Origin of the sequence: Sagittula sp. MA-2, assembly GCF_030126985.1 — a bacterium.
Taxonomy (GTDB): domain Bacteria; phylum Pseudomonadota; class Alphaproteobacteria; order Rhodobacterales; family Rhodobacteraceae; genus Sagittula.
The window spans coordinates 347,740-360,462 of the sequence record NZ_CP126145.1 but is presented as its reverse complement, the minus strand read 5'-3'; the positions used below and the strand labels follow the sequence as shown (position 1 = coordinate 360,462).

General features: G+C 62.4%; 17 protein-coding genes. 1 reads left to right on the top strand and 16 read right to left on the bottom strand.

The window, feature by feature from the left end; translation table 11 throughout:
- Nucleotides 1-12: 12 nt before the first annotated feature.
- The 9 genes from QNI11_RS01875 to QNI11_RS01835 are packed head-to-tail and all read right to left on the bottom strand — an operon-like array spanning nucleotide 13 to nucleotide 7,276.
- Entirely contained in the window at nucleotides 13-2,169 is a 2,157-nt protein-coding gene (locus tag QNI11_RS01875) for a hypothetical protein (RefSeq protein ID WP_283982131.1), read from the bottom strand.
- A complete protein-coding gene (locus QNI11_RS01870; RefSeq protein ID WP_283982130.1) occupies nucleotides 2,159-2,584 on the bottom strand; it encodes a hypothetical protein in 426 nt (141 codons plus the stop codon). Before QNI11_RS01870 ends, QNI11_RS01875 begins: the two co-directional genes overlap by 11 nt.
- The gene (locus QNI11_RS01865) at nucleotides 2,581-3,168 is read right to left on the bottom strand and encodes a hypothetical protein (RefSeq protein WP_283982129.1); all 588 of its coding nucleotides are present in this window, start codon (nucleotides 3,166-3,168) and stop codon (nucleotides 2,581-2,583) included. Before QNI11_RS01865 ends, QNI11_RS01870 begins: the two co-directional genes overlap by 4 nt.
- Nucleotides 3,165-3,857: a hypothetical protein gene (locus tag QNI11_RS01860; protein ID WP_283982128.1), complete on the bottom strand. Its 693-nt coding sequence runs from the start codon at nucleotides 3,855-3,857 to the stop codon at nucleotides 3,165-3,167. Before QNI11_RS01860 ends, QNI11_RS01865 begins: the two co-directional genes overlap by 4 nt.
- Entirely contained in the window at nucleotides 3,854-5,800 is a 1,947-nt protein-coding gene (locus tag QNI11_RS01855) for a hypothetical protein (RefSeq protein ID WP_283982127.1), read from the bottom strand. Before QNI11_RS01855 ends, QNI11_RS01860 begins: the two co-directional genes overlap by 4 nt.
- Complete coding sequence (locus QNI11_RS01850; RefSeq protein WP_283982126.1) at nucleotides 5,800-5,925, bottom strand: hypothetical protein; 126 nt, start codon at nucleotides 5,923-5,925, stop codon at nucleotides 5,800-5,802. Before QNI11_RS01850 ends, QNI11_RS01855 begins: the two co-directional genes overlap by 1 nt.
- Before the next feature lie 29 nt (nucleotides 5,926-5,954).
- Nucleotides 5,955-6,344, bottom strand: coding sequence for a gene transfer agent family protein (locus tag QNI11_RS01845; RefSeq protein WP_283982125.1), 390 nt, complete (start codon nucleotides 6,342-6,344; stop codon nucleotides 5,955-5,957).
- Nucleotides 6,341-6,802, bottom strand: a complete 462-nt coding sequence (locus QNI11_RS01840) for a phage tail tube protein (RefSeq protein ID WP_283982124.1) — start codon at nucleotides 6,800-6,802, stop codon at nucleotides 6,341-6,343. The genes QNI11_RS01845 and QNI11_RS01840 overlap by 4 nt, the downstream gene beginning before the upstream one ends.
- A 12-nt stretch (nucleotides 6,803-6,814) precedes the next feature.
- Nucleotides 6,815-7,276 (bottom strand): hypothetical protein, encoded by a 462-nt coding sequence (locus QNI11_RS01835; RefSeq protein ID WP_283982123.1) that lies wholly within the window; start codon nucleotides 7,274-7,276, stop codon nucleotides 6,815-6,817.
- Between the two features lie 9 nt (nucleotides 7,277-7,285).
- On the opposite strand from QNI11_RS01835, the gene QNI11_RS01830 reads away from it, so the two are divergent.
- Complete coding sequence (locus QNI11_RS01830) at nucleotides 7,286-7,576, top strand: hypothetical protein (protein WP_283982122.1); 291 nt, start codon at nucleotides 7,286-7,288, stop codon at nucleotides 7,574-7,576.
- Here QNI11_RS01830 and QNI11_RS01825 read toward each other — a convergent pair.
- The 7 genes from QNI11_RS01825 to QNI11_RS01795 all read right to left on the bottom strand — a co-directional run bounded on the left by QNI11_RS01825 (nucleotide 7,573) and on the right by QNI11_RS01795 (nucleotide 12,671).
- Nucleotides 7,573-7,983 (bottom strand): DUF3168 domain-containing protein, encoded by a 411-nt coding sequence (locus tag QNI11_RS01825; RefSeq protein ID WP_283982121.1) that lies wholly within the window; start codon nucleotides 7,981-7,983, stop codon nucleotides 7,573-7,575. The two genes, QNI11_RS01830 and QNI11_RS01825, sit on opposite strands and share 4 nt — an antisense overlap.
- Nucleotides 7,980-8,336 carry a head-tail adaptor protein gene (locus QNI11_RS01820; protein WP_283982120.1) on the bottom strand — a complete coding sequence of 119 codons (357 nt, stop codon included), beginning with the start codon at nucleotides 8,334-8,336 and terminating at the stop codon, nucleotides 7,980-7,982. Before QNI11_RS01820 ends, QNI11_RS01825 begins: the two co-directional genes overlap by 4 nt.
- On the bottom strand, nucleotides 8,336-8,905 hold the full coding sequence (locus QNI11_RS01815) for a head-tail connector protein (protein WP_283982119.1): 570 nt from the start codon (nucleotides 8,903-8,905) through the stop codon (nucleotides 8,336-8,338). Before QNI11_RS01815 ends, QNI11_RS01820 begins: the two co-directional genes overlap by 1 nt.
- Nucleotides 8,906-8,966: 61 nt before the next feature.
- Nucleotides 8,967-9,353 (bottom strand): hypothetical protein, encoded by a 387-nt coding sequence (locus tag QNI11_RS01810; protein ID WP_283982118.1) that lies wholly within the window; start codon nucleotides 9,351-9,353, stop codon nucleotides 8,967-8,969.
- Between the two features lie 53 nt (nucleotides 9,354-9,406).
- The gene (locus QNI11_RS01805; RefSeq protein WP_283982117.1) at nucleotides 9,407-10,687 is read right to left on the bottom strand and encodes a phage major capsid protein; all 1,281 of its coding nucleotides are present in this window, start codon (nucleotides 10,685-10,687) and stop codon (nucleotides 9,407-9,409) included.
- Nucleotides 10,688-10,696: 9 nt separating this feature from the next.
- Nucleotides 10,697-11,551 carry a head maturation protease, ClpP-related gene (locus QNI11_RS01800; protein WP_283982116.1) on the bottom strand — a complete coding sequence of 285 codons (855 nt, stop codon included), beginning with the start codon at nucleotides 11,549-11,551 and terminating at the stop codon, nucleotides 10,697-10,699.
- Nucleotides 11,502-12,671 (bottom strand): phage portal protein, encoded by a 1,170-nt coding sequence (locus QNI11_RS01795; protein ID WP_283983474.1) that lies wholly within the window; start codon nucleotides 12,669-12,671, stop codon nucleotides 11,502-11,504. Before QNI11_RS01795 ends, QNI11_RS01800 begins: the two co-directional genes overlap by 50 nt.
- Between the last annotated feature and the right edge of the window lie 52 nt (nucleotides 12,672-12,723).

The window sequence follows — 12,723 nt, the reverse complement described above, 5'->3', positions numbered from 1 at the left end:
CTCGTGTGTGTGTTAGACGATGGTTTCGGTCTCGGGACCGGACTCGGTGCCAGCGACACCGGAGGCGTTCACTGGAACGGCCCAGAAGTAGTAGGTGCCCGGAGCGAGGCTTTCGTCGTCGTAAGACGCCGTGCTGTTCGGCCCGGAATAGTCGGTGTGGATCAGGGTCGCCCCACCGAAGTCGGTGGTCGTGCCCCGGTAGAGACGGGTCGCGAAGTGCGCGCCATCGTTTGCCGTGGTGAAGTCGAGCGTCACGTCAGATCCCGCCAACGTGGTCGAGAACGCCGTCAGGGCCGAGGGCGGCACGCTGCTGCCGACGGTGGTGACTTCCGCCGCAGGCTCAGGCGTCCAGTCGCTCGGGTTGCTAAGAAGACCTGCGTATGCGTTCCGGCCCTGCACCTGATAGGTGGTGCCATCCAGAAGCCCGGTGATGATGAGCTCGGTAGCCCCATCTGTGATGGTCTGGCTCTGCCACTGTGTCGCAGCCGCAGCCTTCCACCTGACCTGCTGCCAGAGGTAATCCTCTTGCGCGTCCCACTCGGTGACAATGCTGCCACCGTCCCCTGCCGTCGCGGCAAATCCGGTCAGCTGCTCACTTTCAAAAGCGCTGTCGATAGCCTCGAACTCGGGGCGATCAGGCTCCTCCGTAGAGGCGTCAAAATCGAAGTCCGCCGGCCCCACCGAAACTGCCGTTAACTCGAAGATACCCGAACTGGCGCGAACAAGGGTTCCGACCTCGAAAAACTGAGTGATGCCCATCCCGGCGTGCGTCAGGGTGAAGAACCGCTGCCCAATCAACTCGTATCCCATCAGGCCGATGGTTCCGGAAAGCTGGTATTTTGGGCGCCGCGCCTTGGCGATCCTCTTTGCAAGCCGTGATGCCTGGTTGTGATTGCTGACGAGGTAAAGCTCCGGTTCGTCCTTCACCGCGTTCACGCTGGCGTCTTCAACCCACGTCCCCGATGGGCTTTCACGCCATGCGCTATCCGGCTCGATATACTTGACCGAAACCTCGGTAGGCGCATCAGCGCCCCATTGACCCTCTGTCACCTCCAGATCAAGGAAATCAGACGCACTCAGGGTGACGGTTGGCGCGATCCACCGGCCAACCTTGAAGCCCACCTTTCCGTCCGTACGCTCGTAGACGAAGGCGTCACATGCCCCGGCCATCTGCGCGCGCTGCGTCTCATAGGTCTGATCGTCGGAGAGCGTCCCGTTGATTGTCCAGCGGGCCAGCGGTTCGCCTTCAGCGTTGAGCACGGTTTCGTCGCAGACATCCGCCTCCGCCGCCACATCATCCCAATCGACACCGACACCGAGGATTTCGGTCAGCCAGAAGGCCATGACCAAAGCTGCATTTGACGTGAACTTGTAGGTTTCGTCTCGCGGGTCGTAGATGCGGTTGTGGCCGTCGATGACCGGAGTGTATGCCCACTGCCTGCCTCGCGGATAGACCGCCGAGAAGTCCCCGGGTGCCACCTTGCGCGCCCAAACCACGGCCCCTGCAAGGCCCGCAAAATCGAAGTCGCTCGTAATCTCCGTGAACGTGCTGACCAGCCCCGCATTAGCGGCCTGCCCCGAAGCCCCGGTGAACACCTCGATGCGGCCATTGCCTGACAGCGCAGCCGGCGCGGTATACTCCGCCCCCGTGAGAAGGTTGGCGTCTGTGAAGGTGGTGGAGGTGTCCAGGCCGACGGTGTATTCGTCGAGCCAATGCTGAACGACGCCTTCGATCTCGTGGGCGGCGAGAATGACCACGTAATACCGGCGACTGTCTTTGGCCTGAGTGAAACCCAGAGGCCCACCCTTGCGCGTTCTGCCGAACACCCACTGCGCATAACTCACAGGCTGCGCGAAGTTTCCCATCTGCGCCGAAGGCTCGGGAATGCGGTAATCCGGAAGACCGGGTCGCGAGAATGCGCCAGAGATAGCGGAGAGGCCAACCCCCAAAAGCGCGCGACCGAGAACGGAGCCACCAAGAAATGAGCCAATGGCGAATCCCGTGCTGTAGCCAACGGCCCCCAGAGAACCAAGGATGCCAGCGACAGGGAACAGCGCGCCGCCGGTCAGGCCGGAAATCAGCGCCAGGGCTGGCGGCATGGCATGAGCCTTGACGGGCGTCAGGACCGTGGACGCCAGAAGCGCAGCGGCAAAGACCCTACCCTTCATAGCCGATACCCCACACCGCCAAGGAGCGGGTTGCTTGCGCGTTGATTGTGGTGGCGCCGGTCGGACCCTTGCAGCCCCAGCAATCGCCAAGCCAGATCGCCCCGGCCGGAAGCGGTCGATCATCATCCTTCGACCTGATCAGGATGACACCCACGTCACCCATAGCCGGAACGTCAATCAGCGGGCGCCCTCCGACCGTTTCAAGGCAGTTCTCGATCACGGTGACTGGATCGGAAAACCAGCCGCATAGCCTCTGGCATGACAGGGCGTCGAAGTATTGGCCGCGCAGGTGCGCCGCCGGATCTTTCCCGTGCACATGATTGTACCAATCCGCCAGACCGAGGCAGCAATCAGACTCGCCCCAGACGAAGGGTGTTGCCGCCCACCGATGCATCATCACGTAAAGCGGCTTCATCCGAACAGCTTCTCCGTCTCGAAATCGACCGTGGGCATGTACTTGAGAGAGGGGTTGGCGGAACCGGTCAGTTGCTTGTGACCCTCCGTGTTCAGCACGATCCGTCGCGCCGCCTGGCGCCGCTCCGACCATGCTTCGAAGGATAGCGCTATGCGCCGATCCTGCGCCCCGCTGAACTTGTAGCTGACCTGCCGAGAGACCCGGGTACACCACTTGATCGGCGTTCGGCTCTGGTTCGTCATGTCCGCGACCGAGCGTAGCGGGAGGATGTAGAAGCGGATTTCCCGGCCCGCAACGTAATCGAGGCCAAGGTCTTTGATCTGCTGGATAACGTCTCCGGTGTCCGGATCCTGAAAGAAGCTCAAGGAGAGGGTGCCAGAAGGCGCCACTCCGTCGATCGCACTCTCCATGGAGGAGACGGAGCCGAGCGCGGAACCGACCCACTCATCCCCGTTGGCGTCGATCAATTTGCCATCTTCGCCAATGAGGAAGCGAACCGTGCCATCTGCGGTGTCGATCTCGCACAGGTCAAGGATCCCGCGGATCTCGGCTCGCGGATCGAAGTCAGAAGGGAAGAAACTCATCGCCTTGAGACCTCGATAAAGCTGAGGCTGGCTGTCGTGAGCATTCCGGCGCCGTAGCCGATGCTACCCATTCCGCTTTCCGTGGCCTGGAAGCGGCCGACGCCTCGCAATTGGATTACATCACCGTCAGCGATGGCCGCCCGCAGCGGCATTTGCACGCCCAACTCCCAGACATTCGAACCGCGATCTCGGGTCCAGGTCACGACGAAAGGCCAATCATCGTGGGACATGATCTGCCCGACATGCGGGGCGATCCCGTTTGCGCCGGTCGTGTCGATCCGAATTGTCTCGTCGCCTGCCGCATAAGCCCCGGAGGCTATCGCTATCGGCGCGTATTCAGTGCCGAAGCCGTTGGAAAACGTGTTGCCATCTGCTGTTTTCTGCCCCGTGCAAACCGTCTCAGATGTAGCACCTGTCGCGGTGCGTACGAAGCTTGCCGGGTCCGCCATCCGGACACGGTAGATACCATAACGACCCTGAGCTGTGGCCTTGATCGCCCGCCATTGGCCGATGGTCTCGCGGTCAAGGTGGATGCTTGGGGCGCCGACCCATCTTGGAAAGCCGCCGAACATGGTGTTGGTCACACCATCGTTGAAGTCGCCCAACGATTGCTCTCGCCAGTCGATCTCCCAATTGTAGCTGAGCTGGCGGAGGAAGTTCGCGGGGATGGTGACGATCTGGCGCGTCATTTGCTTGTCCCGCGCGCCTCGGTCGCCTGGATTTGACCGGCGAAGCTCTGGCGCTGCGCCTGCATGGCACTGCCCGTAACCTGGACGGACACTTGGCCGGACACGCGGCGGATCAGCGGCACAATATTGCCCTGCCCATCCACGCCGACCGTGATGCCCACGGAGCCGCCGGAGGCTTGCGCCTTGGTATGGTCGAGAACGGTTTCGTTCGGATGGAGAATTGCCGGGAATCCGCCTTTGCCATCTACGCCGCCGGAGCGCGCGCCGACCCCGGTAAACCCGCCACCGTCGAAGGAAAGCAGGCCGCCAAAGACCTTGCCGAGGAAACCGCCGCTCCTCTTCGATCCGAAGCCGAAAGTCGACATGAGCAATTCGCGGATGCCCGATGCGATCAGGTCGCGCGCGATCTGCTGGAACACGTTGCGCAGCGCTGCCCCCATGTCCTCACCATCGACGATGGCTTGCGCCATCGCGTCCGAAACATCCTCGATCGCCCGGATGAAGGTTTCGTTCTGGCTGCGCTTGAACTCTTCGTTGACCATCGCCACGGCCCGCGCGTAAGCCTCGGCCTGACCGGTCTGCTCGAAGAACGGCTGGAGCGCGGCCAGTTCCTCCAGCTCGGCGTGATATTCCTCGACTGCCGTGCGCGTCTTGTCGACGTAGCGCTCGACCTCGCGCAGGGCCTTGGCCTCCTCTTTCTCCGCCTCTGAAAGGCCACGTCTCTTGCGCCCGCCGCCGCTGCGCTTCTTCCGGTTCGCGCGCTCAAGGATATTGCGGAAGTTATCGAGCGCCTCGCGCTGGTTCGCGCGGTCCCCAGCGTCTGGGATGACGTTCTGCGACATGACAGCATCTTCGTCGGCCAGATCGGCGTTAAGCCCGATCCTCTGCGAAAGAAAGAGCGCACGCGCCAGCCGCTCGGCCTCGTCTGCTGCGCCACTTGCAGCGTCGGCGATGTCATCGAAGACCAGAGCGCCGGAAGCGGCGGTGGTCAGTACGTCCTTGAGGTGCTGAACGATCAGCGCAACTTCCGGCGGGATGTTCTGTGTGCTGGCGAACATGCCGTCGATCAACTCAATGGCATCGGAAGCCGCGTCGGCCACCTCTCTCATACCCTGCGCCTTGTCGAATTTGCGCAACGCAGCCTCTAGCTCCACAACTTGACGTGTTGTCAGGCCGAGGTCTCCGGCCGCAATATCAGCGGTCTGTCGCAGTTGATCCAAGGCGCGCTCGGCAGCTACCAAGTCATCGTTCGTAGCAAGCCCCATCGCGATATTCTCGCGGATAATCGCCATTTTTTCAGACGCCGCCGCCGCATCTGCCATGCTGCGCACCACATCCTGCAGGCTGCCACGCAGGCCCTTGGAGATCGTTCCAATTTCCTGCATGGCAAGGGATAGGGCCGCTCGCGCCGTGACCTGCGCCGCGCGCTGAACCTCGTCAGCGAACTCGCCGAACTCCTCGCGCAGCTCACCAATCGGCGTCTTCGCGATCCCGGCCATTTCCTTGGCTTGGGACGCGGCGGCGGTGAACCGTTTCAGGCTGTCCTCTGCCGCGTCAGCGTCGTCTCCGGCTCCCAAAAACTCCAGCGCCATCGGACCAAGAACGGAGATCAGCGCGCCAACCGCGATGCCAGCCGTACCGAATGCGAGACCGATATCCGCGGCCTGCACAGAAAGAGCTCGGAGGTAGTCGCCAGTTACCGCGCCCTGCTGCGCGACCTGCGACAACTGCATGCCCATCTGGCGCAGCCCACCACTCGCGAAGGCATTGGCCGAGCGGTCTGCTTGCTGCGCACCTCGAACGAAGTTGCGGTTGGTGCGTCGCCATTCAGTCTCGGCCTTTTTCGCGGCGGAGACGGACTGTTTCTCCATCCGCGCAAGCGCGGCTAGGTATTGCTTTTCCGTCAGGCCGATCCGGACGAGCAGGTCTGCGTCTTCTGCCATCACATCCCCTCAATACCAAGATCGCGCATCCGCTCTGCGCTCATGCCTTCACCGCGCGGCGCCGACTTGCTGCCGTGCGCCTTGGCGTAGCCGCGCATCGCCGCCGTGAAGTCCCACAGGTCCATTTCGTCCACCTGAGCGGGCGTCCAACCGATTACGGCTGCAGCTCCGTAGAACTCGGAGAAGCGCCATTTCCCGGGGGCGTCTCCGTCACCCCCTCCTCCTCCCCCAGCGGGTCATCCTCGATGGCGAGAAGGGTCTTCGCGAGGATCGCCGTGGCAGTCATGCGGAACTCGGAAAGCGGGTGCAGATCGAAAAGCGGCGTCACAAAGGTTGCCGCTTTCGATGCGTCCATTTCCCCACCGCCCACGAGACCCCAACGGATGATCTGGATGAGGTCGTCAACACGCCAGTTGGCGAGGCGGATGCGGTTGAAAAGCTCCTCAGGCCCGCTGTCAGTGGCGCCCTGCAAGGCCCGAAGTTCCCCTATGCGCAGCCGGAAGGTGTGCTCACCACCCGGCCATGTGAGCCTCACGGTCCTCATGCGGGGATATCCGTGACCGTTGCGGCACCGTTCTGCTGCAGCTCGATCTCAGCGGTGACGACCTGGCCCTTGGTCCGGGCGTTGTTCAGCGCCGTGAGGATCATGGGAATGGTTTCCACCTCGGGATCGCCCGCCGTGCCACTCGCGGTCACGGCGGCGTTTGTCACGCGCACGTTGAGGGTGCTGCCAGCGCCCCACCAGTCGCGCATGTCCGCATGGTTCGCCAGCGCCCAGACGCCCGTGGCGGAAATGCTGATATCCTGCGAGGTGACCGCCCGCTTGATGTAGTAGGGCAGGCTTTCATCTGCGCAGTCCGGCACCATGGAAGACCCGGTGTCATTCGTGCGGGAAACAGAAAAGTCGGTGAGGCCGCAAACCTTGGCAAAGGTGCCGCTGCCAGCGGTGAACTCGACTTCGAGGACGTATTCATCGAAGTCTGCCGTTTGTGCAATCGCCATGTCCTGAACTCCTTAGCTGGCGTTGATCTTCTTCACCGCCCGCCGCAGCGCCGCGCGAAGACTGCTCTGAACCCGCTGCCGATTGGAGCGGTAGACCGGGAAGAAAAACGGGGTGGCGGTGATGCGCCCAGTGGCCTTCCCGGACTCGTGGAAGCGGGGAGCGGTCCCGAACTCGAACCATCCCGCCGATATCCCACTGCCAGACTTGGCGCGGGCGTAGATCGTCACCGTGAGAGCGGTGGTTTCAGCGCCGTTGAATGACGCCTTGCCGATGGTGAATGACCCCTTTGGGGCATCACCCCAAGTCCAGTCGATATCTACCTGAGCGGCCACTGCTGGCCGCTGGATTGCCAGCATCGCCCGCATCTCCGCGCAGACCTTTTCGGCGTTGGCCTCTACAGACCTGACCAGCGCTTCATGGACTTCCGTCCTCATCGCGGCCATCTTCTTACGGAACTTGGCAGTTTCCACCATGAGGGCACCATGAGACTGATATTCGCCGCGCTGCTGGTTGCAACCGGCGCTAGCGCGCAGACACCGGACGAAATCACAGACGCGAAGTCATCGATTGCTGGCATCGCAGAGTGTCAGATGAAGCTTCTCGACTGGAACTCCGGAAATCGCCGCCCGTTGATGCGGAAGTACGGGAAATTTGCCGATGAAGTGGTTGGAGCCTGCGGTATCGTAATACGGGCCAACCGCCAGCTTCTCGATGACTTCAATGCAAAGTACCCTGACGCCATGGCCCCCGTCAGCCGAGACCCCAAGCCTTAGACCTGCGTCTGCACCTCCGCCTCGAACTGAAGAACCCCGTGTTTCGTGATTCCGTCAGGGTCATCCATCACGCGGGCCAGCCTCAATTCGCAGCGGCCCATGGCGTATGGGTCATCCAGTGAGAGCCTTGCCTGATCCAGCAGCGCCACCACCGCATTGCAAATGGCCTTGCACGGCGCCCGGTCCATGTCGTCATCTGCCCAAACGTCGATCTGAAACGTCTCCGTTCGACGCTTAAAGCAGTCCTGACGCTCCGGGTAGAAGTCGGTCGGGCCGAAGCTGATGTAGGGGTACGCGGCACCGGATAGCGGCACGTCATAGACCCGATCCGCCACCAGCGCGGTGAGGGCCGCGTCACCTTGCAGCGCCTCGTAAACCGCCTTTTGCAAGGCCTCTGACGCGCTCACACCGCCACCCCGCTCTCCACCAGAAGCCAGACCCATTGCCGATCTGTGACAGGATCGGCTTCTCTGACGTTGTAGGTCTTGTCGCGCCGTGTGTCCCGCATCCGGTATTCGCTCGTGATCGCCCGCGTGGCCTCGCTGCTGCGCACCTTGACCTTGAACACCGATTGACCCGCAAGCCGCGCCGAAACGACCGCCTCGCCGCCCCCGGCATAGACGAACTGCGCCCGCGTGGTGAACTGCTCCTCCCACGTCTGCGTGAAGCCGCCGGTGCTCGTCCGGGTCTGCGTGTAGGCGTCGAACGCGACACGCTCCACCAGCGCACCGCCATGCGTCTTGCGGTCGGTGATGGCCATCAGATTTGCGACCACCTGTATGGCGCAATCAGCGCCTCGACACCCATCGGCAGACGCTTCCCGGCCTCTGCGCCGCGCGTCTCGTACCATGCCGCAGCGAGCGCCTTCACGGCGAGCTTGAGATTGGCCGGCACATCCGCTGCGCCTCCGAAACCGCAGGTGAAGGAAACTGTGATCGGGGCGATGTTGCCGCTTTCCAGCGTCGGCTGTGAGAAGTCTTTGGCCAGATGCACAAGAGTCCCGCTTGCGTTCGCGTGCAGGCTAACATTGCCACCGGCCACGGTCTGCACCGATCCGTCAGCATCCGCATAGGTGACGGTCACCGAGGACACATCCGGCACCGGCAGGATCATGCTACGGCACCATGATCCGTAAGAAACCTCCCAGGTCTGTGTGACTATGGCCCGCCCCAGAACACCCCGGAACCCGTCTAGATGCGCCACAGCCGCATCCAAGAGAGAGCCCAGAAGCATGTCATCGTCGGAGAAGTCAACGACGGCGTGCTCCTTGACCTCCGCCAGCGTGACGGGCGCCTCTGCCGGGGGCGTGATCAGGACGGGGCGGAACATCATTGCGTCACCTTCATGATCTTTGAATGGGGGCCGAAGATCCCCGGCCCCACACCAAAGCTCATGCCACAGGGGCGTCGTAGGGGTGACCCTTGACCACGACGATACCGGCGGCAATCGAGGTGCCCCCGTTCTTCGTGGTCACGGTGCGGATGTACCGCTTGTTGCCGCGATACCCAACCTTGACGATACTGGACGCCTCCAGAGAGGCCGGGAAGCTGCCGATCAGGTCAGCCGCCGCAACATCGGTGAAGTCGCCGCCCGTGGTCGTGTCGCTTTCCTGCAGCTTGGTCGTAAAGTCACCGGCGCTGACGATCGCTCCGGTGGTTACCACTACAAGCGCGGAGTTGTAGCCCTGCAGATCGATGGCGGAACCAGTCGCGGTAGCGGACTGCACTGCCGGGATCATGTCTTGGACAACGCCAAGATCAGAGTAAATGTCCTTCATCGGACTATCCTTTCAGAGGAGTAGGAGGATGGCGGCCTTCACCGCCAGCCAGATCAGGTGGAGACCTTCAGGAGCTTGATCGCCTCGAAGTTCTGTACGCCCCCGCCAACGCGCTTGGTGGTGTAGAAGTGAACGTAGGGCTTGTTCGTGAACGGATCGCGCAGGACGCGGGTGCCGAAGCGGTCCACGATCAGATAGGCGCGCGAGAAGTTCCCGAAGGCGATGGGGAAGGCGTTCGCCGCCACCGCATCCATGTTGTCATCGGTGCGAACCGGCTTGCCGAGGAAGGTGGGCACCTCAGCGCCAGCCGTTGCCGGAGACCACAGGTAGGTGCCGTCGCCGTCCTTGAACTTGCGCGCCACGGCCATGGTCGCATCGGTCATCAGCCAGGACGCACCGTTCCGGTACTGCTGTTTGAGCGAGTAGTACAGATCGATCATGGCATCAGAGCCATTGTTCGATCCGTCAGTGAGTGCTGCGGCCACGCCGGAGGCGGTGAAGCCGATCTTACCCCATGTGTAGGAGCCGTTCGCCACCGTGTCATAGGCCAGAATGCCCCGCGGCTTGTTCACCCCGTTGCCGGAGATAAAGGCGGCGCCCTCCTGCTCCGCGAACTCGATGGAAACCTCGTTCGCCAGCCATGCCGCGATATCGAGGCGAGAATCATCCAGCGCGCGCTGCGTGATCGCCGGGTTGGCGTACAGCTCCTGAGCGTTGAAGGCCAGTTCACGGAGCGTCGGGGTGTCCGTCTCGGGGCGTCCTTCGCGTTCACCAACCCAGCCGGAACCGGCGCCGCCCATGCTCACCAGTTTCTTGTAGGTGTCCGTGCCGATCTGCATGACGGTCGCAAGATCGCGCATCACGGAAACGGTGCCCACCACGCGGTCGATGGTGTTCGACATTTCCTCGGGCACGAGGTAGCCGCCGTCATCGTCCTTGTCGGTGCTCAGCGCGGCCTTGACTTCGAGATCGCGAATGTCGGCGTCGATGGCGCGCTCGCCCTTGCGGAACCAGGCGCTGAACGCCTTGGCGTGCTCGGAGATAGCCGGGTCTTTGGCGTCACCGCCTGCCCCGCCTACCTTGAGCGCGGAAATGGCCTTGTTCGCCTCGTCCAGTTGCTTGCCGAGATCGGTGATTTCCGCGTTGATGCGATCCACCTTCTCGGCCTGCACGACATCGGCCATGCCAGCCTTGATGTCCGCGACTTCCTTGGAGTGTTCGGCCTTGAACGCCTCGAAAGCCTTGTTAACTTCACCGATCAGCGTAGCTGGGTCGGTTGAATCGGCACGAATGCCGGAGATCCCGCGAAAGCGGGTCGTGATTGCGTAGGTCATGGTGACCTCCTATGAACGCAGAGTTGCGATTAGCTGCTGGGCAGCCTCACGAAGGCCAGCGTCATGCTTGGCCGCTGGGGCAGCGTCATGCTTGCCCCCCGTCGCCTCCTTGAGCATCCGGCGCCGCTCGGAACGCGGCACGCCGGATTGCGCGAGAAGCGCATCCAGTTTGTTCTTTGCGGCGATGTCGCCGCGAACGCGGGCGGCGGGCTCTGCATCGGGCAGGCTGAAAACGCTGTCCGCGAACCCCTTCTCCACCGCTTCTTTCGCCGTCAGGAAAGTTTCGGCGTCCATCAGGGCCTCGATTTCCTTGCGGGCAGCGCCCGTGCGCGCCTCGAAGATGTCCATCTGCGCGCCGTCGATCTTCTCCAGAACCGTGATGCTCTCCGCCAGATCGTTGCGGTTGCCCACCACAAGGCCCCATGCGTTGTGCACCATGATGAAGGTGCCAAGACCCATCCTGATATCGTCGCCGGCCATGGCGATATAGGCGGCGGCGCTCGCCGCGATACCCATCACTTCGACAGTCACCTTCGCGGGGTGGTTAGCCAGTTCGTTGTAGATCGCGAAGCCCTCGAACACTGACCCGCCGGGGCTGTTGATCTTGACGGTCACGTCATTCTGGCCGATGGAGCGCAGGGCGCCAGCCATCCGCTTTGCCGTGAAGCCAGACCCGTCCCATGGGTCTTCCCCAATGGGATCGTAGATCGTGATCGTGTTCGGCTCGTCCTTGGCGGCGGAGACGGTATCTGACCAGCGCGCCAGCGCATCCGACGGCACGTCCCACGAATAGCCGGACGGCTCCTTGAGCGCTTTAATCTGGGGGAGTTTCTTTAGGCTCATCGGCCCTTCCTTCCTTGCCACCAGAGGTGTTCGGCGGGTCATAGAAGACGCCGCCCTTGCCATCGCTGCGCGGGTTCTCGTCTTCCAGCGCCAGCACCATGTCTGGGCTGTAGACGCCCCATTGCAGCGCCTTCACGTAGGCGTCCCACCGGGTCTTGATGTCGCCGCGAACCAACGCCTTTCGGTTGAACCTGACGAACACGTCATCGGCGGATACGAGGTCACGGTTTGCCGTTTCCTCCCATGTGGTCAGGTGGTCTTCCAGCGTGTAGGTAACAAAGCCGATGGATTGCTGTTCAATCCCGCTGCCCCAGCTCGTGCTTTTCTCGGTGTCACCAATCATGTGCGGCGGCACGCCAAAAAACATGGCGATATCAGTGCGCGAGAACTTCCGGCTTTCGATCCATTGCGCGTCCTCCGAGGTCATGGAGATAGGCGAAAGGTCCATCCCTTCCTCAAGGATCAGCGCTTGCCCTTCGCGGTCTCCGCCACTCCGGTATGCGTCGAGGCTGGCTCGCAGATTAGCGAGAGCCTCCGGCCCGATTTGGCCGGGGTGTTTCAGCACCGCACTCGGGCGGGCGCTGTTCTTGAAGGTAGTCGAACCGTGGCGCTCTTGAGCCATGCTCAGGCCGATAGTTTCCCGAGCGTAGGTAATAGCTGAAACGCCCGTGATTCCATCAAGCGTCAGGCCGACAAGGTGCATGACCTCATCGGCCGACATGACAACCCTGCGCCCGTCCCGGCGCTGATAGGTGTACTTCAATTCCAGCGCGTCGTTCTGCGAGACATCCATCCGATCAGGATTCAGCGGATTCAGCGCGACCACACGCCCACGCGAGCGCACGATCTGCGCATATGCGTTCCCGCGCAGAAGCACGTGCGCTTGCAGCATCCGCTTGAACTGCGAGGGGGTCTGCCAACCGTTTGGCTTCCTCCGCAAAACCGACCAGAGGTCACTTCCGGACATGTCTTCCCGCGTGTTCTCGTCAACCCGGCGCTTCACATCCATCGGCAGGTTAGCCACGGCGCCAGAAATCAGACGCACGCAGGCATAAACCGCCGCAACGCGCATGGCCGTGTCCGGCGTGACAGGCAGGCCAGCAGAGGTGCCGAGAGATGCGTGACGGATCGCCGTCGCCAATTCGTCAGAAGTGCTTATCTGCGCCCCGCCGCCTGCATCTTGGACAGCAGCC

Coding starts and splice junctions, on each gene's coding strand:
- QNI11_RS01810 (WP_283982118.1), bottom strand. CDS start 9,353: ATGAAGGACATTTACTCTGATCTTGGCGTTGTCCAAGACATGATCCCG.
- QNI11_RS01860 (WP_283982128.1), bottom strand. CDS start 3,857: ATGACGCGCCAGATCGTCACCATCCCCGCGAACTTCCTCCGCCAGCTC.
- QNI11_RS01815 (WP_283982119.1), bottom strand. CDS start 8,905: ATGTTCCGCCCCGTCCTGATCACGCCCCCGGCAGAGGCGCCCGTCACG.
- QNI11_RS01830 (WP_283982122.1), top strand. CDS start 7,286: ATGAGACTGATATTCGCCGCGCTGCTGGTTGCAACCGGCGCTAGCGCG.
- QNI11_RS01870 (WP_283982130.1), bottom strand. CDS start 2,584: ATGAAGCCGCTTTACGTGATGATGCATCGGTGGGCGGCAACACCCTTC.
- QNI11_RS01835 (WP_283982123.1), bottom strand. CDS start 7,276: ATGGTGGAAACTGCCAAGTTCCGTAAGAAGATGGCCGCGATGAGGACG.
- QNI11_RS01820 (WP_283982120.1), bottom strand. CDS start 8,336: ATGGCCATCACCGACCGCAAGACGCATGGCGGTGCGCTGGTGGAGCGT.
- QNI11_RS01840 (WP_283982124.1), bottom strand. CDS start 6,802: ATGGCGATTGCACAAACGGCAGACTTCGATGAATACGTCCTCGAAGTC.
- QNI11_RS01865 (WP_283982129.1), bottom strand. CDS start 3,168: ATGAGTTTCTTCCCTTCTGACTTCGATCCGCGAGCCGAGATCCGCGGG.
- QNI11_RS01855 (WP_283982127.1), bottom strand. CDS start 5,800: ATGGCAGAAGACGCAGACCTGCTCGTCCGGATCGGCCTGACGGAAAAG.
- QNI11_RS01805 (WP_283982117.1), bottom strand. CDS start 10,687: ATGACCTACGCAATCACGACCCGCTTTCGCGGGATCTCCGGCATTCGT.
- QNI11_RS01850 (WP_283982126.1), bottom strand. CDS start 5,925: ATGGACCTGTGGGACTTCACGGCGGCGATGCGCGGCTACGCCAAGGCG.
- QNI11_RS01845 (WP_283982125.1), bottom strand. CDS start 6,344: ATGAGGACCGTGAGGCTCACATGGCCGGGTGGTGAGCACACCTTCCGG.
- QNI11_RS01875 (WP_283982131.1), bottom strand. CDS start 2,169: ATGAAGGGTAGGGTCTTTGCCGCTGCGCTTCTGGCGTCCACGGTCCTG.